The organism is Enterobacter sp. MG-EB028 (assembly GCF_056673305.1).
In genome coordinates this window covers 2,939,677-2,965,741 of the sequence record NZ_CP195079.1, presented here as the reverse complement: position 1 = coordinate 2,965,741, position 26,065 = coordinate 2,939,677, and the positions used below count along the sequence as shown (strand labels likewise).

23 protein-coding genes are annotated in these 26,065 nt (G+C 55.9%); 19 read left to right on the top strand and 4 right to left on the bottom strand.

Going from position 1 to position 26,065, the window contains the following annotated elements; genetic code table 11:
- The first annotated feature begins 21 nt into the window (after positions 1-21).
- Both otsB and otsA read left to right on the top strand, forming a co-directional pair.
- The gene (otsB, locus tag ACR42C_RS14090; protein ID WP_116339037.1) at positions 22-825 is read left to right on the top strand and encodes a trehalose-phosphatase; all 804 of its coding nucleotides are present in this window, start codon (positions 22-24) and stop codon (positions 823-825) included.
- The gene (otsA, locus tag ACR42C_RS14085; RefSeq protein WP_116339039.1) at positions 800-2,224 is read left to right on the top strand and encodes an alpha,alpha-trehalose-phosphate synthase; all 1,425 of its coding nucleotides are present in this window, start codon (positions 800-802) and stop codon (positions 2,222-2,224) included. Before otsB ends, otsA begins: the two co-directional genes overlap by 26 nt.
- 16 nt (positions 2,225-2,240) lie before the next feature.
- Here the strand turns inward: otsA and uspC are convergent, their stop codons facing one another.
- On the bottom strand, positions 2,241-2,669 hold the full coding sequence (uspC, locus tag ACR42C_RS14080) for a universal stress protein UspC (RefSeq protein WP_116339041.1): 429 nt from the start codon (positions 2,667-2,669) through the stop codon (positions 2,241-2,243).
- A 796-nt stretch (positions 2,670-3,465) separates the two neighbouring features.
- Here uspC and flhD point away from each other — a divergent pair.
- From flhD to cheW, 6 genes are all read left to right on the top strand, one after another.
- Positions 3,466-3,816 (top strand): flagellar transcriptional regulator FlhD, encoded by a 351-nt coding sequence (gene flhD / locus ACR42C_RS14075; RefSeq protein ID WP_028013654.1) that lies wholly within the window; start codon positions 3,466-3,468, stop codon positions 3,814-3,816.
- A 2-nt stretch (positions 3,817-3,818) separates the two neighbouring features.
- Positions 3,819-4,397, top strand: a complete 579-nt coding sequence (gene flhC / locus ACR42C_RS14070; RefSeq protein ID WP_013096051.1) for a flagellar transcriptional regulator FlhC — start codon at positions 3,819-3,821, stop codon at positions 4,395-4,397.
- A 123-nt stretch (positions 4,398-4,520) separates the two neighbouring features.
- Positions 4,521-5,408, top strand: a complete 888-nt coding sequence (motA, locus tag ACR42C_RS14065; RefSeq protein ID WP_008500417.1) for a flagellar motor stator protein MotA — start codon at positions 4,521-4,523, stop codon at positions 5,406-5,408.
- The gene (motB, locus tag ACR42C_RS14060) at positions 5,405-6,334 is read left to right on the top strand and encodes a flagellar motor protein MotB (RefSeq protein WP_061097847.1); all 930 of its coding nucleotides are present in this window, start codon (positions 5,405-5,407) and stop codon (positions 6,332-6,334) included. The genes motA and motB overlap by 4 nt, the downstream gene beginning before the upstream one ends.
- 4 nt (positions 6,335-6,338) lie before the next feature.
- Positions 6,339-8,375: a chemotaxis protein CheA gene (cheA, locus tag ACR42C_RS14055; protein ID WP_479984241.1), complete on the top strand. Its 2,037-nt coding sequence runs from the start codon at positions 6,339-6,341 to the stop codon at positions 8,373-8,375.
- Positions 8,376-8,394: 19 nt separating this feature from the next.
- A complete protein-coding gene (gene cheW / locus ACR42C_RS14050; protein ID WP_014884351.1) occupies positions 8,395-8,898 on the top strand; it encodes a chemotaxis protein CheW in 504 nt (167 codons plus the stop codon).
- Positions 8,899-9,002: 104 nt separating this feature from the next.
- On the opposite strand, the gene ACR42C_RS14045 is transcribed toward cheW, so the two are convergent.
- Positions 9,003-10,262 carry a dicarboxylate/amino acid:cation symporter gene (locus ACR42C_RS14045; protein WP_163329853.1) on the bottom strand — a complete coding sequence of 420 codons (1,260 nt, stop codon included), beginning with the start codon at positions 10,260-10,262 and terminating at the stop codon, positions 9,003-9,005.
- A gap of 429 nt (positions 10,263-10,691) precedes the next feature.
- On the opposite strand from ACR42C_RS14045, the gene ACR42C_RS14040 reads away from it, so the two are divergent.
- The 11 genes from ACR42C_RS14040 (at position 10,692) to cheZ (ending at position 22,308) form a co-directional block, all read left to right on the top strand.
- The gene (locus tag ACR42C_RS14040) at positions 10,692-11,264 is read left to right on the top strand and encodes a Csu type fimbrial protein (RefSeq protein WP_116339047.1); all 573 of its coding nucleotides are present in this window, start codon (positions 10,692-10,694) and stop codon (positions 11,262-11,264) included.
- 12 nt (positions 11,265-11,276) lie between these two features.
- Entirely contained in the window at positions 11,277-11,825 is a 549-nt protein-coding gene (locus ACR42C_RS14035) for a Csu type fimbrial protein (protein ID WP_320720347.1), read from the top strand.
- A 16-nt stretch (positions 11,826-11,841) separates the two neighbouring features.
- Positions 11,842-12,600: a fimbrial biogenesis chaperone gene (locus ACR42C_RS14030; RefSeq protein WP_166711587.1), complete on the top strand. Its 759-nt coding sequence runs from the start codon at positions 11,842-11,844 to the stop codon at positions 12,598-12,600.
- Positions 12,576-14,960, top strand: coding sequence for a fimbria/pilus outer membrane usher protein (locus ACR42C_RS14025; protein ID WP_479984240.1), 2,385 nt, complete (start codon positions 12,576-12,578; stop codon positions 14,958-14,960). The genes ACR42C_RS14030 and ACR42C_RS14025 overlap by 25 nt, the downstream gene beginning before the upstream one ends.
- Positions 14,957-15,916 (top strand): Csu type fimbrial protein, encoded by a 960-nt coding sequence (locus ACR42C_RS14020; protein WP_479984239.1) that lies wholly within the window; start codon positions 14,957-14,959, stop codon positions 15,914-15,916. The genes ACR42C_RS14025 and ACR42C_RS14020 overlap by 4 nt, the downstream gene beginning before the upstream one ends.
- Before the next feature lie 84 nt (positions 15,917-16,000).
- Positions 16,001-17,668 (top strand): methyl-accepting chemotaxis protein II, encoded by a 1,668-nt coding sequence (tar, locus tag ACR42C_RS14015; RefSeq protein ID WP_479984238.1) that lies wholly within the window; start codon positions 16,001-16,003, stop codon positions 17,666-17,668.
- 44 nt (positions 17,669-17,712) lie between these two features.
- Complete coding sequence (gene tap / locus ACR42C_RS14010) at positions 17,713-19,314, top strand: methyl-accepting chemotaxis protein IV (RefSeq protein ID WP_479984237.1); 1,602 nt, start codon at positions 17,713-17,715, stop codon at positions 19,312-19,314.
- Between the two features lie 19 nt (positions 19,315-19,333).
- The gene (cheR, locus tag ACR42C_RS14005) at positions 19,334-20,200 is read left to right on the top strand and encodes a protein-glutamate O-methyltransferase CheR (RefSeq protein WP_166711581.1); all 867 of its coding nucleotides are present in this window, start codon (positions 19,334-19,336) and stop codon (positions 20,198-20,200) included.
- On the top strand, positions 20,197-21,246 hold the full coding sequence (locus tag ACR42C_RS14000; protein WP_014884341.1) for a protein-glutamate methylesterase/protein-glutamine glutaminase: 1,050 nt from the start codon (positions 20,197-20,199) through the stop codon (positions 21,244-21,246). The genes cheR and ACR42C_RS14000 overlap by 4 nt, the downstream gene beginning before the upstream one ends.
- A gap of 17 nt (positions 21,247-21,263) precedes the next feature.
- Positions 21,264-21,653 (top strand): chemotaxis response regulator CheY, encoded by a 390-nt coding sequence (gene cheY, locus ACR42C_RS13995; RefSeq protein ID WP_008500431.1) that lies wholly within the window; start codon positions 21,264-21,266, stop codon positions 21,651-21,653.
- 10 nt (positions 21,654-21,663) lie between these two features.
- The gene (cheZ, locus tag ACR42C_RS13990) at positions 21,664-22,308 is read left to right on the top strand and encodes a protein phosphatase CheZ (protein ID WP_047345948.1); all 645 of its coding nucleotides are present in this window, start codon (positions 21,664-21,666) and stop codon (positions 22,306-22,308) included.
- A gap of 46 nt (positions 22,309-22,354) precedes the next feature.
- Here the strand turns inward: cheZ and ACR42C_RS13985 are convergent, their stop codons facing one another.
- Entirely contained in the window at positions 22,355-23,518 is a 1,164-nt protein-coding gene (locus ACR42C_RS13985; protein ID WP_316379496.1) for a fimbrial protein, read from the bottom strand.
- Entirely contained in the window at positions 23,508-26,063 is a 2,556-nt protein-coding gene (locus tag ACR42C_RS13980) for a fimbria/pilus outer membrane usher protein (protein ID WP_479984236.1), read from the bottom strand. The genes ACR42C_RS13985 and ACR42C_RS13980 overlap by 11 nt, the downstream gene beginning before the upstream one ends.
- Between the last annotated feature and the right edge of the window lie 2 nt (positions 26,064-26,065).

Below are 26,065 nucleotides of genomic sequence, written 5' to 3'. Positions count from 1 at the left end.
TAAACCGTAAGGAGGATTAGGGTGGCTGACTTGTTAACCGCACCGCCTGTACTGCCCGGAAAATATGCTTTCTTTTTTGACCTCGACGGGACGCTCGCCGGGATCCAGCCGCATCCTGACGACGTGGTCGTACCGGATACGGTGTTAGAGAATTTGCAGCAGCTCTCTCGACTGAACGAGGGCGCATTGGCATTGATTTCAGGGCGCTCAATGGCCGAGCTGGACGTGCTCGCCAGTCCTTACCACTTTCCGCTAGCCGGTGTACACGGAGCGGAGCGCCGCGATATCCATGATCAACTGCATGTTGTATCACTCCCCGATACCTTAATTCAGGCGTTACAGACTGAACTCTCCCTGGCGCTGGCATCGCTCCCGGGCACGGAACTGGAAGCGAAAGGCATGGCGTTCGCCTTGCACTATCGGCAGGCTCCGCATCACGAAGCGGCGATCTTTGCGATTGCCCGCAGCGTGGCCGATGCACACCCGCAGCTTGCGCTGCAGCCGGGCAAATGCGTCGTTGAGATAAAACCTGAGGGCATTAATAAGGGCGCTGCTATTGCGGCGTTTATGGCGGAACCGCCATTTAAGGGACGTACACCGGTATTTTTTGGCGATGACCTGACCGATGAGGCCGGGTTTCGCGTGGTGAAACAGGCCGGAGGGATCGCCGTCAAGGTGGGGCCTGGTGACACTGTCGCTGAATGGCGTCTGGCGAATGTCGCCGGTGTCTGGCAGTGGATTTCTGATATCGCTAACCAGCAACAACAACAAATAGCGCAAAACAAAGGGGGAAACCATTATGGGTCGCTTAGTCGTCGTCTCTAACCGAATTGCACCGCCTGATGATAAAAAAGCCAGTGCAGGTGGCCTGGCGGTAGGGGTATTAGGTGCCTTAAAAGCCGCTGGCGGGCTGTGGTTTGGCTGGAGTGGTGAAATCAATGAACAAGAGAAACCGCTTAAAAAGGTGACGCGCGGGAACATTACGTGGGCATCATTTGCGTTAAAGGAGAAAGACTATGACGAGTATTACTCGCAGTTCTCCAACGCCGTCCTGTGGCCTGCGTTTCACTATCGTCTTGACCTGGTGAAATTCCAGCGTGAGTCCTTCGAGGGCTATTCGCGCGTAAATGCACTGCTGGCGGATAAACTGCTGCCTTTAATAGAAGAAGACGATATTTTATGGATCCACGATTATCACCTGCTGCCCTTCGCCCGGGAGCTGCGTAAAAGGGGAGTCAATAACCGGATTGGCTTTTTCCTGCATATTCCTTTCCCGACGCCGGAGATTTTCACCGCGCTGCCGCCGCATGAAGAGCTGCTGGAGGCGCTGTGTGATTATGACCTGCTGGGCTTCCAGACCGAAAATGACCGTCTCGCGTTCCTGGACTCCGTGTCAGGCAAAGCGCGTCTGGTTACCAGGGGCGGTAAAAGCCATACGGCGTGGGGGAAAACCTTCCATACCGAAGTGTATCCAATAGGGATTGAACCCGACGAAATTGCGGAACAGGCTTCCGGCCCGCTGCCGCCGAAGCTGGCGCAGCTTAAGAATGAACTCAAGCATGTGAAGAATATCTTCTCGGTAGAGCGTCTGGATTATTCCAAAGGGCTGCCGGAACGCTTCCTGGCCTATGAAACGCTGCTGGATAAATACCCCCAACACCACGGTAAAATCCGCTATACCCAGATCGCGCCAACGTCGCGCGGGGAAGTCCAGGCCTACCAGGATATCCGTCATCAACTGGAGACAGAAGCGGGGCGCATCAACGGGCGCTATGGCCAGTTGGGCTGGACGCCGCTCTTTTATCTGAATCAGCATTTTGACCGTAAGATCCTGATGAAGGTCTTCCGCTACGCGGACGTGGGGCTGGTCACGCCGCTGCGTGACGGGATGAACCTGGTGGCAAAAGAGTATGTGGCGGCTCAGGACCCTGCGGATCCGGGCGTGCTGGTGCTTTCCCAGTTTGCCGGGGCTGCGAACGAACTGACCTCTGCGCTGCTCGTAAACCCTTACGATCGGGATGATGTGGCTAACGCCCTCAACCGCGCCCTGACAATGCCGCTGACGGAGCGAATTTCCCGCCATGCCGAAATGATGGAGACGATCCGTAAAAACGATATTAATCACTGGCAGGCGCGTTTTATTGAGGATCTACGCGAAATAACCCCGCAAAGTCATGAAGGCGATCTGCAAAAAAAGATCGCGACTTTCCCTAAACTCGCCTGATTTTCCTCTGGGGGGGTTAAGCCCCCCCAAGCGGTACTAACAACACGTCTACCTCGCTTGAGGCGATAATAGATTTTGCCGCACAGGTAGCCCGCGATATAAAGCTGTGGTTATGGTTCCCACAAATCACTAAATCAATATTCTGCTTGCGGCACATATCAAGAATATGGGCATTCAATTCCCCCGTCGCAATAACGGTTTCATGTACAGGGTAATCTGCTTTTTCGACAAGCTCTCGCAGAAACTGCTGCGTTTCTTCCTGCAATACCTCACGAATATCTTCCAGCATGGGGGCCGCCAGCTGATTGTACATCTCGGGTTCGGCCTCAAGGGTGATGAGGCTGATGCGCGCATTATGGGGTCTGGCGATCGAAACGGCCCGGGCGACAAGCTGGTGGCTTTCGGGGGAAACAGCAACAGAAACAAGAAGATGGGAGTAACTCATGGCGCACTCCTTAAGATGTCTGACAGGCAGCGTTACATCACCATTACCGCGAATTTCCTGGTTCCGCAAGAGTTGAATACGACATTAGTGTGAAGCTAATCATAATTATTCATTAATTATTCTTATAAGAAGAATAACTAAAAAACGAGCCTAAATGAAAAAAATTAACAACTTAACGTAAGTCACACAAATCTGCGCTTTCGCTATCAAATGGTTTTAACAAGTTATAAACGCATTTCAAATGATTACGCGTAGAAACATTTTTTTTGGCCGCTATGCATAACTATATGTTTTATCGAGGTAATCAAAATGTGTCCCTGAAACATATGGGATGTAAACGATTGCTGATGCTGCACGTAATGGTAAAAGCACGTTGCATGCCACTTTTGCTCACGCTTATGCATGAGTATTCGTCGATTAAGAATACAAAACAGTGCTGATTGAGTAAAAAATGAGCAAATTAGAAGTCATACTGATGGATTTATGGGGTGTATTCGCTTAAATTATGTGACGTGGATCACATTTTTTTTAAATTTGAGGGTGCCTGCATTGTATGTGGCAAATCTGACGAGTAGAGTTTGCGTCGAATTAGGAAAAATCTTAGTTATTTGTAAGAAATGATAAACCGTGTCAGAGATGTAACCCTGTTGCATCCCTTGCGCGTTTCGATGAATACAAACCTAGATTCAACTATGCATTTAGCCTTTTCTTTTTTATACCGGGTGATTTCCCGGCGACATCACGGGGTGCGGTCTTTCCGCATAAAAATAATAGTTGGTTATTCGGGATGGGAACAATGCATACATCCGAGTTGCTAAAACATATCTATGACATCAATTTGTCATATTTACTGCTCGCGCAGCGTTTAATTAGTCAGGACAAAGCGTCCGCGATGTTTCGTCTGGGTATTAACGAAGAAATGGCAACCATGCTGGGTGGGTTAACCCTCCCACAGATGGTAAAACTGGCGGAAACGAATCAACTGGTGTGCCAGTTCCGTTTTGATAATCCGCAGACGATAACGCGTCTGACGCAGGAATCCCGCGTTGACGATCTCCAACAGATCCATACCGGTATTCTGCTCTCTACTCGCTTGCTTAGCGACATCAGCCAGCCTGATGACGCAGCCCGTAAGAAAAGGGCCTAGCAATGAGCGAAAAAAGCATTGTTCAGGAAGCGCGTGACATACAGCTGGCCATGGAGCTGATTACGCTGGGTGCTCGTTTACAAATGCTGGAAAGCGAGACTCAGCTGAGCCGTGGTCGCCTCATCAAACTGTATAAAGAGTTACGTGGTAGTCCCCCGCCGAAAGGCATGCTGCCGTTTTCTACGGACTGGTTTATGACCTGGGAGCAGAATATCCACGCCTCCATGTTCTGTAATGCCTGGCAGTATCTTCTCAAAACCGGTTTGTGTAGCGGCGTAGACGCCGTGATCAAAGCGTACAAACTTTACCTTGAACAATGCCCACAGCAGGAAGAAGGCCCTCTGCTGGCGCTGACCCGCGCATGGACGCTGGTGCGTTTTGTTGAGAGCGGAATGCTTGAACTGTCGCGCTGCAATTGCTGCGATGGCAATTTTATTACCCATGCTCATCAGCCTGCAGGCAGCTTCGCCTGTAGTTTATGTCAGCCGCCATCCCGCGCAGTAAAAAGACGTAAACTTTCCCGGGATGCTGCCGATATTATTCCACAACTGCTGGATGAACAGATCGAACAAGCTGTTTAACCCGAACGTGTGGGCAAGATTCCAGCAGCGGTAAGCAATTACCGCTGCTTTTTTTTACCCCGCAAACGGTAAACGCTGCGAACTGGACGTCCTTGCCATAGTCACTAGCGGAAGGATGATGTCGTGCTTATCTTATTAGGTTACCTGGTAGTTCTCGGTACAGTTTTCGGCGGTTACATGATGACCGGCGGGCACCTTGGAGCACTCTATCAACCGGCTGAACTTATTATCATCGGCGGCGCAGGGGTAGGGGCTTTTATCGTTGGTAACAACGGTAAATCGATCAAGGGCACGTTGAAAGCAATTCCATTGCTGTTCCGTCGCTCGAAATACACCAAAAGCATGTATATGGATCTGCTGGCGCTGCTTTATCGCCTGATGGCGAAGTCGCGACAGCAGGGAATGTTCTCGCTCGAACGGGATATTGAAAACCCGAAAGAGAGCGAGATTTTTGCCAGCTATCCGCGCATTCTGGCGGACGCCATGATGCTGGATTTCATCGTCGACTATCTGCGACTCATCATCAGCGGCAATATGAACACCTTCGAAATCGAAGCGCTGATGGACGAAGAGATCGAAACCCACGAAAGCGAATCAGAAGTGCCGGCCAACAGCCTGGCGCTGGTGGGCGACTCCCTTCCGGCGTTTGGTATCGTGGCGGCGGTCATGGGGGTAGTACACGCCCTGGCCTCAGCGGATCGCCCGGCGGCCGAACTGGGCGCTCTGATTGCCCATGCGATGGTGGGTACCTTCCTCGGTATTTTGCTGGCTTACGGTTTTATCTCTCCGCTGGCAAGCGTGCTGCGCCAGAAGAGCGCGGAAACCACCAAAATGATGCAGTGCGTGAAGATCACGCTGCTCTCTAACCTCAACGGTTACGCGCCACCGATCGCGGTTGAATTTGGCCGTAAAACGCTTTACTCCAGCGAGCGTCCGTCGTTTATCGAGCTTGAAGAACACGTGCGCGCGGTGAAAAACCCAAACCAACAGACGACAACTGAGGACGCATGAAAAACCAGTCCCATCCGATCGTCATCGTAAAAAAACGTAAGCACAAGGGCGGCGGACACGGTTCCCACGGCTCCTGGAAAATCGCGTACGCCGACTTTATGACCGCAATGATGGCGTTCTTTCTGGTGATGTGGCTGATCTCCATCTCCAGCCCGAAAGAGCTTATCCAGATTGCTGAATATTTCCGTACCCCGCTGGCGACGGCAGTGACCGGTGGGCAGCGTATCTCTAACAGCGAAAGCCCCATTCCTGGCGGCGGCGATGATTACACCCAGCAGAAGGGTGAGGTGAAAAAAGAGCCGAACATCGACGAGCTGAAACGAAAGATGGAGCAGGCGCGCCTGAAAAAGCTACGTGGCGATCTCGATCAGCTGATTGAAGCGGATCCCAAACTGCGCGCGCTGCGTCCGCACCTGAAAATCGATCTGGTCCAGGAAGGGCTACGCATTCAGATTATCGACAGCCAGAACCGCCCGATGTTTAAAACCGGGAGTGCGGAAGTTGAACCTTACATGCGCGATATTCTGCGCGCTATTGCCCCGGTGCTGAACGGTATTCCTAACCGAATCAGCCTGTCGGGCCACACGGATGATTTCCCGTACGCCAGTGGGGAGAAGGGATACAGCAACTGGGAGCTTTCTGCCGATCGTGCCAACGCCTCGCGTCGCGAGCTGGTGGCAGGTGGGCTTGATGATGGCAAGGTACTGCGCGTGGTCGGCATGGCAGCAACCATGCGCGTCTCCGACCGCGGGCCGGATGACGCCATCAACCGTCGTATCAGTCTTTTAGTGCTGAACCAGCAGGCGGAGCAGGCCATCCTGCATGAAAACGCCGAAAGTCAGAATGAGTCACTGGACGATTTAAAACAGCCTGGGGCCGTCCCTGCGGCTGCCGTTCCAACATCGCCACCAGCCAATCCGAGGTGATAGCGTGAGCATGGATATTAGCGATTTTTATCAGACATTCTTTGATGAAGCCGACGAATTGTTGGCGGATATGGAGCAACATTTGCTCGATCTGGTGCCCGAAGCACCGGACTCCGAGCAGCTTAATGCCATCTTCCGCGCGGCGCATTCCATTAAAGGCGGAGCCGGAACGTTTGGATTTACCATCCTGCAGGAAACGACCCATTTAATGGAAAACCTGCTCGATGAAGCACGACGCGGTGAGATGCAGCTCAATACCGACATTATCAACCTGTTTTTGGAAACCAAAGATATTATGCAGGAACAGCTCGACGCCTATAAAAGTTCGGCAGAGCCTGATGCCGCCAGCTTTGAATACATCTGCAATGCGCTGCGCCAGCTCGCCCTGGAAGCAAAAGGTGAGGTCGCTGCAGCCGTTGTCCCTGCGGCAAAACTGAGCGTTGTTGATGCGGTTGCTGCTGAAGAGGCCGCGCCAGCCGCTGCGCAAGCGGGCAAACTGCGCGTTGTGCTGTCACGCCTGAAAGAGAGCGAAGTTAACCTGCTGGAAGAAGAGCTGGGCAACCTGGCGAAGTTAAGCAATGTGGTGAAAGGCAAAGACAGCCTCGCGGCGACCCTCGATGACGGTATCAGTCAGGACGATATCGTGGCGGTGCTGTGCTTTGTGATTGAAGCCGACCAGATTGCTTTCGAAACGGAAACCCCCGCGGCAGAAGCGCCGGCTGCAGCAGAAGAGGTTGCCGTCGTTGCCCAGGCTGCGGCACCGGCTGTTGCGTCTGCGGCACCGGCGCTGAAGGCGGTGCCAAAAGAGTCCGCAGCACCTGGCCGCGCTGAAAAACCGGCCGCGCGCTCCAGCGAGTCCACCAGCATTCGCGTTGCCGTTGAGAAGGTCGATCAGCTGATTAACCTGGTTGGCGAACTGGTAATCACCCAGTCCATGCTGGCGCAGCGCTCCAATGAGCTGGACCCGGTCACGCATGGCGATCTGATCACCAGCATGGGCCAGCTGCAGCGTAACGCCCGCGATCTGCAGGAATCGGTCATGTCCATCCGCATGATGCCGATGGAATATGTCTTCAGCCGCTTCCCGCGCCTGGTGCGCGACCTCGCCAGCAAGCTGAATAAGCAGATTGAACTGACCCTGATGGGCAGCTCAACGGAGCTGGATAAGAGCCTGATCGAGCGCATCATCGACCCGTTAACGCACCTGGTGCGTAACAGCCTGGACCACGGTATCGAACTGCCGGAAAACCGCATTGCCGCCGGGAAATCTCCGGTCGGGAACCTGATCCTTTCTGCGGAACATCAGGGCGGGAACATCTGCATCGAAGTGACCGACGACGGCGCCGGTCTTAACCGCGAGCGCATCCTGGCGAAGGCCATTTCGCAGGGGATGGCGGTGAATGAAAACATGACCGACGAAGAGGTGGGCATGCTCATCTTCGCGCCGGGCTTCTCGACCGCCGAGCAGGTGACGGACGTTTCCGGGCGCGGTGTCGGCATGGACGTGGTGAAGCGTAACATCCAGGAGATGGGCGGCCACGTTGAGATCCAATCTAAACAGGGTTCCGGCACCACCATCCGTATTCTGTTGCCGCTGACGCTGGCGATCCTCGACGGTATGTCGGTGAAAGTGGCGGACGAAGTTTTCATTCTGCCGCTGAATGCGGTGATGGAATCCCTGCAGCCGCGTGAGGAAGATCTGCATCCGCTGGCGGGCGGCGAGCGCGTGCTTGAGGTGCGCGGTGAGTACCTGCCGCTGGTCGAGCTATGGAAAGTGTTCGAAGTGGACGGGGCGAAGACCGAGGCCACGCAGGGTATCGTGGTGATCCTGCAAAGCGCGGGCCGCCGCTACGCGCTGCTGGTCGATCAGCTGATTGGTCAGCACCAGGTGGTGGTGAAGAACCTCGAAAGCAACTACCGCAAGGTGCCGGGTATTTCTGCTGCCACCATCCTGGGGGATGGTAGCGTGGCGCTGATCGTCGACGTGTCGGCGCTTCAGGGATTAAATCGTGAACAACGTGTGGCGTACACAGCCGCCTGATTAAGTAGAAGGTAATAACATGACCGGTATGAGTAATGTAACGAAACTGGCGGGCGAGCCATCAGGGCAGGAATTCCTGGTCTTCACTTTGGGCGATGAGGAGTACGGCATCGATATCCTGAAAGTGCAGGAAATTCGCGGTTACGACCAGGTTACCCGCATCGCGAACACGCCTGCGTTTATTAAAGGCGTCACCAACCTGCGCGGCGTGATTGTGCCAATCGTCGATCTGCGCGTGAAGTTCAGCCAGGGCGACGTTGACTACAATGACAACACCGTGGTGATCGTTCTCAACCTGGGGCAGCGTGTGGTGGGTATCGTGGTGGATGGCGTATCTGACGTCCTCTCCCTGACGTCTGACCAAATCCGCCCTGCGCCGGAATTTGCGGTCACGCTGTCGACCGAATACCTGACCGGTCTGGGCGCGCTCGGCGAGCGTATGCTGATTCTGGTGAACATTGAGAAGCTGCTGAACAGCGAAGAGATGGCGCTGCTGGATATCGCGGCGAATCATGTAGCGTAGGTAAATGCAAAACGGCAACCGGGTTGCCGTTTTTTGTGTTTGCTCCCTCTCCTTGTGGGAGAGGGCCGGGGTGAGGGCATCAGGCCTCACCCTTTTTCATGCCATTACGCTTCCTGCTTTACCAGCTCAGCTTCCGCTTCCCGCGCACCTTCATTCTGCGACAGCATCGCGGTCGCAATACCATTCCCCAGCACGTTAATCGCGGAACGCCCCATATCCAGGAAGTGGTCGATTCCCATCAGCAGCAGGATCCCCGCCACAGGAATATTAAAGCTCGGAATGGTCGCTGCCAGCACCACCAGCGAAGAACGCGGTACGCCCGCAATCCCTTTCGACGCCAGCATCAGGGTCAGCATCAGCACCGTCACCTCAGAGAAACTCAGGTGAATGTTGTACGCCTGAGCGATGAACATCGAGGCGAAAGAGCAGTACACCATCGACCCCACCAGGTTGAAGGAGTAGCCAATCGGCAGAACGAAAGAGGCGATGTTGCGCGAGCAGCCAAAGCGCTCCAGCTGCTCCAGCGTTTTAGGGTAGGCCGCTTCAGAACTGCTGGTAGTGAATGCGACCAGTACCGGATCTTTCAGCATGCTGACCAGGCGAAATACCTCTTTTTTAAGCACCATGTAACCCACGGCCAGCAGCACCATGCAGGTGAGAAGAATGGCAACGTAGTAGCCGCCAATAAAGGAGGCGTAGTTTAACAGGATGCCAAGACCCTGCGTGGCAATGACGGAGGAGATCGCCGCAAAGATGGCCAGCGGCGCAACGTACATCACGTAACCCGTTACCTTCAGCATGATATGGGAAACCACATCCAGCGCGGCCACCAGCGGCGCGTTGAATTTCTGCCCCAGCGACGCGCCGCCAATGCCGAAGAACATCGAGAACACCACAATCTGCAGGATCTCATTGTTCGACATCGCCCCTGCGATACTGGTTGGAATGGTGTGAGACAGGAACGCTTTCAGCGTCATCCCGCCCACGGCCAGGCCTGTATCTACCGCCTCGGTTGGGACCGTCAGGTTCAGACCGCTTCCCGGACGCTCCAGCGTGACGATAAACAGTCCGACCAGAATGGAGAGCACGGATGAGCTGATAAACCACACCATCGCTTTGCCGCCCACGCGGCCAATGGTGGAGGTTTCTCCCAGCTTCATAATGCCCACGGTAAGCGTGCTGAAGACCAGCGGCGCAATAACCATTTTGATCAGACGGAGGAAAATATCGGTCAGAAGGGTAATATTATCCGACCAGGCTTTGATGGCATCCGCAGATGCGTACTCGTGAATTGCCGCCCCTGAAAGAATACCCGCCAGCATGAATATCACGATGAAGAGTGTGAGTTTGTTTGCACTTGCCACGAAAAAAGACCCTCTATGCGCTTCAGTTGTAGCCCGCGCCGATACATATAAATTTTTTATTGCGGCGCGGGAAATTATTCGGCACATAAATTGACGCAAAGCGTAGGGGGATACAACTCCTTTTTAATTTTTATTAATTTTGTTGTTAATGCCTGAACGATATATTGTGACGCTAATCACATTTTTATGGATATATCCTCAGTCAAAGTGCAGGAATATTCCTTTATTGTTATTTAACTCATTGTTTTATATCTACAAATGATCCTGTCAGGGCATGGGTTTTACCTGCCCCACGTCGGGTGGTCGAAGCGATATCCGTAAACTAAATTCTCAATAACCCCCTCAGAGGAAGGTTTAGCGGGGCTAACATCTTGAACGTTAAAAATAAAATGTCGCAAGGGAACAGAGACGTCTTCTGGAGGGTGGTAAATGAAAAGAAAACTCCTTTTGATCTGCGCAGGCACGTTGCTGACTGCGACAACGGCCCATCAGGCCCTGGCCGTCACCAGCAACGGCACCATTGGCGCCACGCTGACACTAACAAACGGTTGTCTGATTAACGGATCGCCCGCCCAAAGCGGCATTAACTTCGGGATACTTGATTTCGGCACCCATCCCGCAACGTTTTCCACTCTGACCACGCAGCTAACCGGCGCCAGCGGCGGAAATACCTTCACCATTCAATGCACGACCGCCAGCTATTCGGTGGCGATCACCGGCAACACCAACTCCACGGCACCTGGCACCGTTGTCGGCTCGCCGGGAACGCCCGCGCGCTATCTGGTAAACACGACCAATACGGCGCAGGGGGTGGCTTACAGCCTGTACAGCGACAGCGGATTCAACACGGTGGTAGCTAATAACGCCGCGTTGCCGATCGCGTCCACGGCGGGGGGTGTTGACAGTTACACCCTCTACGGACGCATTACCGGCGGCGGTAACAGCGTTACGGTGGTACCGGGCACCTATACCGACACGATTAACGTCAGCGTGACCTATTAGATCTGCATTGCCATGAAGGCACCTTTTATAGGTCTGCGCAAAAGCGCAGAGGGACACGTGCAGCCTTTTTTCGCGCTGATCGTCGGGTTGTTGCTGCTCCCCACGGCGGGGGCGGTGACATCACAATCCTTTAAGGTCAGCGCGACCATTGTACCGGGGTGCGCAGTGGCTACCGGCAGCGGGGGGCTTCTCGGTACGCTGGATTTTGGCACCCATAACGGCGTGGAAAGTGCGCCGGTGAGCACCAGCTTTGTACCAAACGGGGCCTTGTCCATCGCCTGCACCCCGGGCGTGGCGCTGACTATGAGTATTAATGGCGGTCAGAATTATTCATCCGTTCGCCGAATGAAACGTACGAACGGGACAGAAATGGTCCCGTACCGGCTGTACAGCAGCAGTTCGCTGGCCGCAAACAGCGAAATCGGCGTTAACCAGGCGATACCGGTGACCTATACCAACAGTAATAACATCGCGCTGCCCCTTTTTGGCGTGGCGCTATTGACCGGGTTTAGCCCGGCAGGAACCTATTCCGATCAGCTCACCGTGACCTTGTCATGGTAATAAAGGGAGAGAGGCAATGAAGCCAATTATCAGGCATATGTGTCTGGCGGGTGTGTTGTCATGCGTCGCGGCGGCCGGACAGGCGCAGGCGGCGGCCACCATTCTGCTCTGGCCCATCGATCCCTGGCTTGCCGCCGATGCTAACGCCACGGAGTTATGGATCCAGAACCAGGGGAACAGCGCAACGACCATGCAGGTGCGGATTGTGCGCTGGAAGCAGGAGGGCGGATACGAACGCTACAGCGCGCAGCAGGACGTGGTCGCCAGCCCGCCCATTGTCACCATCCAGAAAGGCAATAAGCAGCTGATTCGTCTTATTAAACAGGGCGCGGTTCCTGCGGGCGTTGAACAGGCGTACCGCATTATCGTGGATGAAATCCCGCAGCCTGACGCCAAAGCTGCACCCGCCATCGGTCTCAAATTACAGATGCGTTACTCCATTCCGCTGTTTGTTTACGGACAGGGGATCCCGACCCTAAAAGAGGGGGCGCACCACGCGCTGGTGGAAACCCGAAACCTGAGCTGGCGGGTGACGCAGGAGGGAGGACAACCTGCATTACAGGTGCGTAATCAGGGGGATGTGCACGTCAGGCTTAGCCAGGTGTCGCTGGTGCAGGGGGGGCAAAAACGCACCGTAGCGGAGGGATTACTGGGATACGTCCTGCCGGGCAGCACCCGTAGCTGGCCGATACCCGCTGGCGTTCGTCAGCCAGACCGGATGAGCGCGCAGATTAATGCCAGGGACGCACAATGGCAGTCGACGCCCGTCAACTGAAGCCGGCAATGATGATGCTGCTTTGCGTCAGTACCACAGCCTGGGGCGAACCCGGCGACGACAGTTTGCCGCCGCCTCCCCAGGCACAGGCGGTAAATGATGAAGCGGTCTTTCAGCTTGCCCTCGTGCTCAACCACTATGACACCGGTCTGGTGGTCCCCGTGACGCAGCGCAACGGCGCTTTCTTTATTTCCAGCGCCGATTTGCTGCGCGCCGGGCTGCCCCCGGAACATGTGCCCGCCGGAGAGGTGAATCTCTCCTCACTGAGCCAGGTTCGTGTGGAGTACGACAGCGCAGCGCAGCGCCTGCTGCTGACCCTTCCCCGGGACTGGATCGCCGCCCGGGTGACACCCTTTAGCGCGCAAACGGCGCAGTCCAAACCGCACTACGGGCGTGGCGCGCTGTTGAATTACGATCTCTACACCAACCACACGGAGCATACTGGCGGCCAGGCGTCGCTCTGGCATGAACTCCGCTACTTCGACGAGAACGGCTCGTTTTCCACCACCGGGTACGCCCGGAAAAATTTCACCGGAAACGACGGTCAGCAGGAAGGGTATGTTCGCTATGACACCACGCTGCTGATAACGAATGAGGATGACGCGACCACCTGGAGCGCCGGAGACGTTATCAGCGATGCCCTGAGCTGGACCTCCAGCGTGCGGATGGGCGGTATCAGCTACGGACGCGATTTCTCCCTGCGCCCGGACCTGGTGACATGGCCGCTGCCCGAATTTTCGGGGGAGGCCGCGGTCCCCACCTCGGTGGATCTCTTTATCAACGGCTATCGGTCCGGCTCAACTCAGCTTCAGCCGGGCCCCTTCACTCTGACCAATCTGCCCTATATCAACGGGGCGGGGGATGCGGTGCTGGTCACCACCGATGCGCTGGGACGCCAGGTGAGCACCACGCTCCCGTTTTATGTCACCAGCGATTTGCTTAAAACAGGGCTGAGCGACGGGGCCGTGACGCTCGGCAGCCTGCGCCGGAATTATGGCATCAGGAATTTTGACTACGGCCCTGCGGCAGGCAGCGGCTCGTATCGCTACGGGTTGACGGACTGGCTGACGCTGGAGGGCCACGCGGAAGGGGCAGAAGAGCTGGCGCTGGGCGGGGCGGGGACGGTGATTAAGCTCGGCCAGTTTGGCGTGGTGAATTCCTCTTACTCACAAAGCCGCATGCGCGGGGACGACGGCGGGCAAATCAGCTGGGGTTATCAGTACAGCACCAGCGAGTTTAGCGTCGCGACCCAGCACACCCGTCGCGATCGCGGCTTTGGCAATCTCGCTCTCTATGACCAACCGACGGTATATGACGAAAATGACAGACCCATCGCCAGCTTTAGCCGCAATACGGACCAGTATTCTCTGACCTTCAATCTGGGGCAGTACGGCAATATCGGCGCGGCCTGGATCGGCGTGGAAAGCTTTGACAGCCAGAAAACGGAACTGCTGAATCTCTCCTGGAGCCGCAATCTCTGGGGGGCGAGCAGCATTTACCTGGCCGGCAGCCGGGACCAGCAGCGTGGGGACTGGACGGTCGCGCTGTCGCTGCAGGTGCCGCTGGGGGAACGCGACAGCGCTGCCGTCACCTTCGAAAACACCCCGGATGCAGGCAGCTCGCAGCGCATTAACTACAACCACTCTATGCCTTCTGACGGCGGGTTTAGCTGGAACATGGCCTGGGCCAACCAGTCAAAATCCAGTGATTATCAGCAGGGTACGCTGGGCTGGCGCAATAACAATATCGAACTTCAGGGCGGCGGCTATGGCGAAAGGGACACGATGACCTGGTGGGGTGAGGCGATGGGCGCCATTGTCCTGATGGACGGGGAGCTGTTCGCGGCGAACAAAATCAACGATGCGTTTGTGGTGATCAGCACCGACGGCCATCCGGACGTGCCCGTCAGCTATGAGAACCAGCCCGTCGGCAAAACGAATAACAACGGCTACCTGCTGGTCAGCGGAGTGTCGGCGTACTATCCGGCAAGTTACCGGATCGATACGCTGAATCTGCCGGCGGATACCCGGCTGAAGGAGACTGAGCGGCGGATCGCCATTCGCCGTCACAGCGGTTATCTGGTGGACTTCCCGATGGAGCAGGAGCGGGTGGCAAGCGTCATTCTGCACGATGCGCAGGGGCAGGCGATCCCGGTGGGAAGCCAGGTCCGACGTGCCTCGCGCAGCAATGCGGTGGTGGGGTATGACGGCATCGCGTGGCTGGAGAACCTCAGCGATGTGAACCCGCTTGAGGTGATCACCCCTGCCGGAAAACGCTGCACGGCGACCCTGACCGTGGGGGCCAATCCGGAGCACAAGCTGCAAACCTACGGTCCGCTGGTTTGTCGGGAGGGGCCATGACGCGCCTGCTGCTGTTGCTGTTGCTTTTCTCCGGCGGCGGCTGGGCGGCGTGCACCGTCAGTACGGTTAATGCGTCGTTTGGCAGCGTCACGTCGTTTGCGTTGAGCGGAAACGGGGAAGTGGAAACCACCGGCACGCTGGTGGTGGCGTGTGACGCCGTGCTCAATGTGCTGACCAACGATTCGGTGACCCTGAACTACACCGCAGCGTCGGTATCGGGCAACAGCCGCGCCACCATGAAACGCACGGATAACGCGGCCATCACGGACGTGATCCCCACCCGGCTGTGCGGATTATCACAGTGCGCGAGCAGCAGCGAGGTGCAGATAAGCAAAGCCTATACCTGGAGCGGGAACACACTGCTGGGGCTACTCGGGTCAAAACGGTACAACATACCGCTCTATTTTCGCACCGTCCCCGGACAAAACGTGACTGCCGGGCCTTATCAGGTGCTGCTGACCTTCAGCATCAACTACAACGTCTGCGCCGTCGGTCTTGGAAGCCTGTGTACATCTCCCCAGTCGGGAACCGCAACGACCAGCATTCTGCTTAACATGACCGTCACCAACGACTGCAGCGCCATGACCACGCCGGACGTGAACTTTAACAGCGCACCGCTGGTGCAAAGTTTTCCCACCGTTTCGCAGGCTATTGCCGTGACCTGTACCAAAGGCAGCACCTACACCATTGGCATTAATAATGGTGCCAACGCGCTGAACAACGTGCGGCGTATGGTGAGCGGCAGTAACGCCCTGAGCTACGACATCTATAAAGAAGCCAGTGGTAACCGCTGGGGCGGCAGCGGTGCCGAACGCTGGTCCAGCGCGACGTCGTCCCAGGTCAGTAGCGACGGGTTGCTGCGAACCTACAACTATACCGCTAAGGTCCTGACCAATCAGGCCACGCCACCCGCCGGCACCTACACCGATACGCTGATTGTTGACGTCGCGTTTTAACCCCGCGCTTTTCCCTTTCGCAAATGTAAAGTTCCTGTGGCCTGTGCCGATAACACCGTTAATAAATCTATGAGAAGGTGTTGTATGTTGAACCGTATCCGCGTTGTCACAATGCTCATGATGGTGCTGGTCATTTTCGCACTACTTCAGCTTATCTCCGGCGGGCTTTTTTTCTCGTCGTTAAAACAGAACCAGGACAGCTTCGCCGCCTCGAACGATCTCCGCCTTCAGCAGAGCGAGCTTACGTCAACGTGGGATCTGATGCTGCAAACGCGCATCAACCTGAGCCGCTCGTCCGCGCGCATGATGATGGATCCCAACAATCAGCAGAGCAGCGCGAAAACCGATCTGCTAAAAAATGCCCGGGCCACGCTGGCCGACGCGGCAAAACACTACGCCACCTTCAAACAGATCGCCCCGCAGCCCGCTATGGCGCAGGTGAGCCAGAATATTGATGAAAAATATAACGCCTACTATGCCGGGCTGACGGAGCTGATTCAGTTCCTGGAGAGCGGCAACATGGACGCCTACTTCGCACAGCCGACGCAGGGGATGCAAAACGCACTCGGCGCGGCGCTGGGGGAATACGCGAAGGCCAGCGGCGATTTGTATCATTCGGCCTTTACTGAAAGCCAGAATGACTACCGCTTTGCGAAATGGCAGATGGCGGTGCTGGCGCTGGCGCTGGTCATTGTGCTGATCGCGGTCTGGTACGGCATTCGCCACATCCTGCTGAACCCGCTCGGTCGCGTGATTGCCCATATCCGCAATATTGCCAGCGGTGACCTGACTAAAACGCTGACCGTGTCCGGGCGCAATGAGATCACCGAGTTGGCCAACAGCGTCGACCATATGCAGCGTTCATTGATCGAGACCGTCGCCAACGTGCGTAACGGGTCAGAGGCTATCTATACCGGCACCAGCGAAATCGCGATGGGCAATAACGACCTTTCATCCCGTACCGAGCAGCAGGCTTCCGCTCTGGAAGAGACGGCCGCCAGCATGGAGCAGCTCACGGCAACTGTGAAGCAGAACGCCGATAACGCTCGCCAGGCGTCTCAGCTGGCGGAAAGCGCCTCCGAGACGGCGCAGCGCGGCGGTCGCGTGGTGGATGGCGTGGTGAAAACCATGCACGAAATCGCCGACAGCTCGAAGAAAATCGCTGACATTATCAGCGTCATCGACGGCATTGCCTTCCAGACCAACATCCTCGCGCTCAACGCCGCCGTGGAAGCGGCGCGCGCGGGCGAGCAGGGCCGCGGGTTTGCCGTGGTGGCCGGGGAAGTGCGCAACCTGGCCAGCCGCAGCGCCAACGCGGCGAAAGAGATCAAAGCCCTTATTGAAGACTCCGTCTCCCGCGTGGATACCGGCTCGGTGCTGGTGGAAAGCGCCGGGGAGACCATGAATGACATCGTGAATGCCGTTACCCGCGTAACGGACATCATGGGTGAAATCGCCTCTGCGTCCGATGAGCAGAGTCGTGGTATCGACCAGGTTGCCCTGGCGGTATCGGAAATGGATCGCGTGACACAGCAAAACGCCGCCCTGGTGCAGGAGTCCGCTGCGGCGGCCGCTGCCCTGGAAGACCAGGCGAGCCGTCTGAAGATGGCCGTCTCGGCGTTTCGTCTCGCTTCACTCGCTGGAAATACGGTCACTTCGCAGTCGACGTACCGCGCGCCAGCCGCCGACCCGGCGCTCACCCGCATGCGTGCTGCAACGGCCGGACAAGATGAAAACTGGGAAACATTTTGACTGACAATTAGACCGCGGCTGCTTGCCGCTTGATGGGAGCGTGGATGTTAAATCGTATTCGTATCTCGACCACACTGTTTTTGATTCTGATCCTTTGCGGTGTGTTGCAGGTTGGCAGTAACGGGTTGTCTTTTTGGGCGTTTCGCGATGGCTATCAGAATTTGCAGGACGTTGAGGCGAGTAATCAGCAGCGCTCCGCACTGGCACAAACGCGTGCCGTGCTGTTGCAGGCAAGCACTGCGCTGAACAAGGCAGGAACCTTAACCGCGCTCAGCTATCCGCCGGATGACATTAAAGCGCTGATGGCAACGGCGCGCGACAGCCTGAAGCAGGCAGACGCACAGTTTAAGGCCTTCACGGCGCAGGCAGCCGACAGCGAGAAAGAGAAAGCGCTGAAGGCAGCCATGAAAAAGAACTTTGAGCAGTGGTTCAGCGATCTGGACCACCAGGCGACCTGGCTTGAGAACAACCAGCTTTCGGACTTTATGACCGCACCGGTTCAGGCGTCTCAGGCCGCGTTTGACGGCAGCTTTAACGCGTGGCAGCAGGATATTAACCGGTCTGTTCAGCGTGCAGGTGAAGCGAGCCGTATCAGCTATCACATGTCCGGCGTCATCTTTGCCGTCGTCGTGATCCTGGCGGGGCTGCTGACCGGCGGGGCGCTGCTCTGGGGGCGCAGAATGATTGTGCAGCCGCTGGCGATCGTCAGCAGCCACTTCGACAGTATTGCGAAGGGGGACCTGGCGCGTCCGGTGGCAGTGTTCGGCAAAAACGAAATATCGGCGATCTTTGCCAGCCTGAAGGCGATGCAGGGCGCTCTGCGGGAAACGGTATCCGACGTGCGTCAGGGCAGTTATGCCATGCACACCGGGATCTCAGAGATTGCGGCAGGCAATAACGATCTCTCGTCCCGCACCGAGCAGCAGGCGGCCTCGCTGGCGCAGACGGCGGCCAGCATGGAGCAGCTGACCGCGACGGTTAGCCAGAACGCCGATAACGCGCGTCAGGCGTCTGAGCTGTCAAAACAGGCGGCGATGACGGCGAAGAAAGGCGGCGACCAGGCGTCCCATGTCGCCAGCACTATGCAGGAGATTGCCACCAGCTCGCAGAAGATTGGCGACATCATCAGCGTGATTGACGGTATCGCGTTCCAGACCAACATTCTGGCGCTGAACGCTGCCGTGGAAGCGGCGCGCGCCGGCGAGCAGGGACGTGGGTTTGCGGTGGTAGCCGGGGAAGTGCGTAACCTGGCGAGCCGCAGCGCCAACGCGGCGAAAGAGATTAAGGTGCTGATCGAAGAGTCGGTCTCGCGTGTTCAGCAGGGCTCAACCCTTGTGGATACGGCGGCGCAAACCATGCACGAGATCGTCACCTCCGTGACGCGGGTGAACGACATCATGGGCGAAATTGCCTCCGCGTCGGATGAACAGCGTCGCGGGATTGAGCAGGTTGCCCAGGCCGTCAGCCAGATGGATCGGGTAACGCAACAGAACGCCTCGTTAGTTGAGGAAGCGGCAGCGGCAACCGATCAGCTGGCCAGCCAGGCGGATCGTCTGACCGGTCTGGTCGCGGTATTTAATGTGAAAGAGCACGTTGAAGCAGTAACAGAAGTCGGGCGGTCGCAGGCCGTGCCAGTTGTATCCTGAATGTAATTAAGAAGGCGCTATGACATCACCAATGCCCCCTGGGCAAACGTCATTATTGTTGCAGATGACACAGCGCCTCGCGCTGTCCGACGCGCATTTTCGTCGGATATGTCAGTTAATCTACCAGCGTGCGGGGATTGTGCTTGCGGATCATAAGCGGGACATGGTCTACAACCGACTGGTGCGGCGCTTGCGTACGCTGGGGCTGGATGATTTTGGCCGCTATCTGAGCATGCTTGAGGCCAACCAAAACAGCGCAGAGTGGCAGGCTTTTATTAACTCATTAACCACCAACCTGACGGCTTTTTTCCGCGAAGCTCACCACTTCCCGGTCCTGGCCGAGCACGCGCGCCGTCGCACCGGGGAGTATCGCGTCTGGAGTGCGGCCGCCTCGACGGGTGAAGAGCCGTATTCGCTGGCGATTACCCTGGCCGATACCCTGGGGATGGCGGCCGGGCGCTGGAAGGTCTACGCCAGCGATATCGACACCGAGGTGCTGGAGAAGGCGCGCAACGGCGTTTATCGCCAGGACGAGCTGAAAACGCTGTCACCGCAGCAGCTGCAGCGTTACTTCATGCGCGGTACGGGGCCGCATGAAGGCCTGGTTCGCGTACGCCAGGAGCTGGCGAACCTCGTCGAATTCGCGCCCGTTAACCTGCTCGATAAGCAGTACAACGTGCCGGGGCCTTTCGACGCCATTTTTTGCCGTAACGTCATGATCTATTTTGATAAAACGACGCAACAGGACATTCTGCGTCGGTTTGTTCCGTTGCTCAAGCCTGACGGTTTACTGTTTGCCGGGCACTCGGAAAACTTCAGCAACCTCGCGCGTGAGTTTAGCCTGCGTGGGCAAACGGTATATGCGCTGAGTAAGGAAAAAGCATGAGTAAAATCAGGGTATTGTCCGTCGATGATTCAGCGCTGATGCGCCAGATCATGACTGAAATAATCAATAGCCACAGCGACATGGAGATGGTGGCCACAGCGCCAGATCCGCTGGTAGCGCGGGATTTAATTAAAAAATATAACCCCGACGTGCTAACGCTGGATGTCGAGATGCCGCGCATGGATGGCATAGATTTCCTGGAAAAATTGATGCGGCTGCGGCCCATGCCGGTGGTGATGGTCTCCTCCCTGACCGGGAAAGGATCGGAGATCACATTGCGCGCGCTGGAGCTAGGGGCGGTGGATTTTGTCACCAAACCGCAGCTCGGCATTCGCGAGGGTATGCTGGCGTACAGCGAGATGATTGCGGAGAAAATTCGCACCGCATCGCGTGCGAAGCTCGCGGCCCACAAGCCGATGGCCGCGCCGGCAACCCTCAAGGCCGGTCCGTTACTCAGCTCGGAAAAACTGCTGGTTATTGGAGCGTCAACCGGAGGAACAGAGGCAATTCGCCATGTACTCCAGCCATTGCCGCTTTCAAGTCCGGGTATTCTGATTACTCAGCATATGCCGCCAGGCTTTACCCGCTCGTTCGCCGAACGCCTGAACAAGCTGTGCCAGATCAGCGTGAAAGAGGCGGAAGACGGCGAGCGCGTGCTGCCGGGACATGCGTATATCGCCCCGGGCGACAAGCATATGGAGCTGGCGCGCAGCGGCGCTAACTATCAAATCAAAATTCATGACGGACCGCCGGTCAACCGGCACCGTCCGTCAGTGGATGTGCTGTTTCATTCGGTGGCGAAACATGCGGGGCGCAACGCCGTCGGGGTGATCCTGACGGGGATGGGCAACGACGGTGCCGCCGGAATGCTTGCAATGCACCAGGCTGGCGCCTGGACGATTGCGCAGAATGAAGCAAGTTGTGTGGTGTTCGGCATGCCGCGCGAGGCCATCAATATGGGTGGCGTGAGCGAAGTGGTCGATCTTAGCCAGGTAAGCCAGCAGATGCTGGCGAAAATCAGTGCCGGACAGGCAATACGTATTTGACTCAGGAGTATTATTTTATGGCGGATAAAGAGCTTAAGTTTTTGGTTGTGGATGACTTTTCCACCATGCGTCGCATCGTGCGCAACCTGCTGAAAGAGCTGGGCTTCAACAACGTTGAAGAGGCGGAGGACGGCGTTGATGCGCTGAACAAACTGCAGGCCGGCGGGTTTGGTTTTGTCATCTCCGACTGGAACATGCCAAACATGGACGGTCTGGAGTTGCTGAAAACGATTCGTGCAGACGCGGGAATGGCGTCTATGCCGGTGCTGATGGTCACTGCAGAAGCGAAAAAAGAGAACATCATTGCTGCAGCACAGGCGGGCGCAAGCGGCTACGTGGTGAAGCCATTCACCGCGGCGACCCTGGAAGAGAAGCTCGGTAAGATCTTCGAGAAACTCGGCATGTGAGGTGTTGGTGATGATGCAACCTGCAATGAAACCCGTTGAAGAACACTCGCCGAGCGACATCATCGTGCGCATCGGCAGCCTGACGCGCATGCTGCGTGACAGCCTGCGTGAACTGGGGCTGGATCAGGCCATTGCCGAAGCGGCGGAAGCGATTCCGGACGCCCGCGATCGTCTGGACTACGTTGTGCAGATGACCGCTCAGGCGGCTGAACGTGCGCTGAACAGCGTTGAAGCGTCGCAGCCTCATCAGGATGCGATGGAAAAGGGCGCAAAAGCGCTGAGCAAACGCTGGGACGAGTGGTTTGAGAACCCTATCGAGCTGGCGGATGCCCGCGAGCTGGTGACGGATACCCGTCAGTACCTGGGTGATGTGCCGGGCCACACCAGCTTTACCAACGCTCAGCTACTGGACATCATGATGGCGCAGGATTTCCAGGACCTGACCGGTCAGGTGATCAAGCGCATGATGGATGTGATCCAGGAGATTGAGCGTCAGCTGCTGATGGTTCTGCTGGAGAACATCCCGGAACCGGCAGCCCGTCCAAAACGCGAGAACGAAAGCCTGCTCAATGGTCCACAGCTCGACGCCAGCAAGGCGGGCGTGGTGGCAAGCCAGGACCAGGTGGACGACCTGCTGGACAGCCTCGGCTTCTGATTGCGGCCTTTACCCTCAGGTTGTTTGCTCAACCTGAGGGATATTTTTAACGTAGATCCATTTTCACCGTCACGTTACCTTCAAAGCTACCCGGTGAGGGGGTGGTGTCTGTTGTGCTTACCGGCACGGCCTTAATTTTGACAACCCCATTTCCCTGCTCGTCCATGGTGACAGGAAATTCGTAGGTTCCATCCAGCGCGACATTCTGGCTATTTTCATCATACACTCGAATACCCAGATCGTTTCTTTCCAGTAACTTAGCAATGTATGGCGTGCTGCTATCCGCCACACCCTGATCGGCAGACAGCGTGAGCTTTATCCGATCGTTGTTGCCAACCGCGTTATCGTCGCAGTGATAGGAAATATCTACATCTTTAAGGGTATATCCCTGCGGGGGTTGCCCTTTGCTGGTGAATTGCTTGCTGACAATGCTGCCAAACTCTACCTCAATTGTGCTGCCCGCGTTGATTGTACAGCTTAACGGTGCGGAGAGGGTGCCGCCGAACCAGATATCTGACACCTGCTCTGCCTCAGCCGCGTCGCAGCTTCCGCCGGTGCCAATATAGAGGCAGGCGTAGTTCTGCGCGATAAGCGTCTGCGGGATAATTTCCTCGCCAAGAATCGGCTTTTTGACGCGCAGCATGACTGCAACAACATTCCAACGGAATTTACGCTTTACTGTTGCAGCGCCTGAAGGTTGAGTCTCACTGCTGCAGACTGTGCTCTCGCCTTCTGTTTTCGATAGACTCGATTCCAGAACGTAGAACATATTCCCCCTCGAGGTAGGGTACTCATTGATGGGGATTGCAGTTAAAGAGTTACCGTCCGGGGAATTGATCGCGTCAGCATAGCCGGTGATATCCGCATCAATTTTATCGGTCAGATGGCCATATCCATTCGTACCCGGACTGAGTGGGCTGCCAGCGTAGCTTTTTTCGTAGATGACACTCGACGAAAACACATTACCTGGACACGTACAGTTTGCATCCATCTCGGAACCCGCCCCAACCAGATGGCCGGGGACATCGTAATCATGATTTGCAACGTTCTCTGTCGATGTGAATTCATGATCGTATGAGATCGTGTAGGTTTGTGGTGCGCCGAAACAATTTTTGAGTACCGTAACGGCCAGACATGAATCCGTAAATGTCAGGCTCATTGCAGTTGCCAGTGAAGCCGTAGTGGCTAGTTTCTTTATATTATTTAGCATGTGATGATTCCTGCTGACATAGCACGCTAAGCGAGCGAATTCCGTTAGGCGTTTCAGTGCGTCGATCGGTCTGTGGCGAAATGCTGGAGACGCACTGTTGCTCCTGACCGTTGCCCCATTTCACCGTAAGCTGCGTTGTCTCGCCGATACCAGTAAGGTATACGGTACCGGTATCGTCAGCGATGCCGCTCATTGGGGGGAGCGTGCTGGTGACAATGGCACCAAAAGGTACGCGCTGGCCATTTGGACGCGTCAGTGTTACCAGCATCCTGTAGCCTACGTGCGCATCGAAGTTTGCTGCGACAGCCGCGTTACGTGAAGGGATCACGGTGGCAGCCGTGTCGCTACTGTCCACGTTTTCAGGCAGGCTGGCTGTGTCGATACGAATGTAGTTTTCCTGATAGGGAGTCAAGGACGGAATAACGGCATTCCCCAGCCAGTCTGTCTGGATACCTCGCTGGTTCTGGAAACGAACACCGGCGGCGTCGTTGGCATTAACAATGGCAAACTGGCTACCCAGTGGTTGCGCCAGCGTCACGCCGTTCGGGTGCGCAACAATACCCCCGCTGATGCCGTAGTTGAGCTGCTCAGAACTGTCGGAGGAGGCGTAATATCCAGCGTTCAGGTTGGCGTATCGTGAACGGTAGGTGCCATATACACTGCTTGTGTCTTCTCCATCGTGATTTGAATGGCTTTGCTGCAGTGAATAGTTCAGCCTCTCGTCATCCAGCAACGTCCCGTTGACGCCAATATTTTGCCGTGTATAGCCGTTTTTAGTATTGCTGATGTTATAGCTGCTCCAGGCGCGGGGCAGCCACCGAGAGAGCGGTATGCTAAAGCCGAAGGAGACCATACGGTCGGAGTCCTCGCCGTTCGTTTTACTGTAGGTGTAAGCCATGTGATAGCTCACTCCAGAGAGAACGGTGTTGACGCCTAGCGATACGCTGCGTTCTTTTTTGGAGGTTCCCCAATAATCCTGTTGATAACCGTTCAGGTACACGCTTAAGGCGGAAATGTTCTGGCTGATGCTGGCCTGAATACGGTTGCGCTTGTTGTAGTTAAACATCAAGTCGTCTTCGTGACCGTCAAGCTTCTGATTAGCATCGGCAAAACTGTAATATCCACGGCTGGAGTAGCGATAGCTGCCGAGGGTGAAGTTGGTATCGGTAGAGTCAATTTTACCGGAATAGAGCACACGCCATGACTGACCGGTATGCTCGCTACCGTCGTCAAGTTGCGCATCCGCCACGGTGACATCTGCAGACAGCGCACCCAAGGGCCCGAGCGCCACGCCTACACCCGTGTTGGCAGCGTTATAGTCTTTCGAAAGCGTCAGCCCGCCGAACCAGGTAAGCAGATTGTTTATGCCGTATACCATACTTCCCTGAAGAAAGTCGGGTTCCTTTTGATTGGTTCCACTGTCTGAACGGTAACGTCCTGCCGTAAATTCATACTTCAGGTGTTCCGGGCGTTGCATGACTGCGATGCTGGAGTAGGGCTGGGTAAAGTGATGCTCGGTTCCATCAGCCTCTTTTATCGTCACCTCCAGATCGCCGCTGTTGGTGGTGGAGTAGAGGTCGTTAATCTCAAACGCGCCGGGTGCAACGTTCTGTTGATAAATGAGGTAGCCGTTCTGACGTACGGAGACCTCGGCATTTGAGCTGGCGATACCGCGAATCACCGGGGCATAGCCGCGCTGGCTATAGGGGAGCATCTCTTCGTCCGTGGCCAGGTTTACCCCCCGGTACTGGAGGCTATCGAACACTTCACCGCGGGTACTGCTCTCGCCCGCTGTGAATTGCGCTTTTAGTATATCAATGTCGTGCTGAAGGAACGTGTTAATGGTATCCCAGTGGCGATCGTCATCTGATTTGCTCCACGTTGAGTAGTTGCGCACGCGCCATCCGCCAAGATTCGCCCCGGTTCTTAAATTCAGATACTGGTTTGTGCTGCTGTTATCGCTGCTGTCTTTATTTTGTGATCCTGAAAAAGAGTAATCGCTGAACAAAACCGGCACACCGTCGTCCCAACGTGAAGGATCGACATAATCACGACCATTTCCTTTTATCGCCGCCTGCGGAATGCTCAGCTTTAGCGTCATTGTCGAGAAATCAAGTTGTGCTGATGCCAGCGGGATATAGTTGCCCAGAGAGTTTGGCAGTGTCCCGTCGGCCGGGAGCTTAATCAACTCTGGATAGCGATCGATATTAATCCCCCAACCGCGGAGCATATTCGGCGTCAGCTGTGGCACCAGCGCGCCTTCAGGTGAGCTGACGTAAGCGATATCCGCGTCGGTAAGCCTACGTTCGTTCATCATCACTCTTGAGGGATAGGTACCGGGCAACTGGGCATTCGATTTCGAAAAGAGTGAGAGATCGATATCCTGTTGCGTCAACATATCCCCTTCCAGCGAAGAGGCGGAAAAGTGATACTCCCGGGCATCCGTTGAGCAGCTCGTGATAATCAGAATGCCGCCAAGGTAGCGGAGGAGTGGGTTTAGCTGAAAGATCCGCTGACCGGACAAAAAATTACGTCCTGTAATCATTG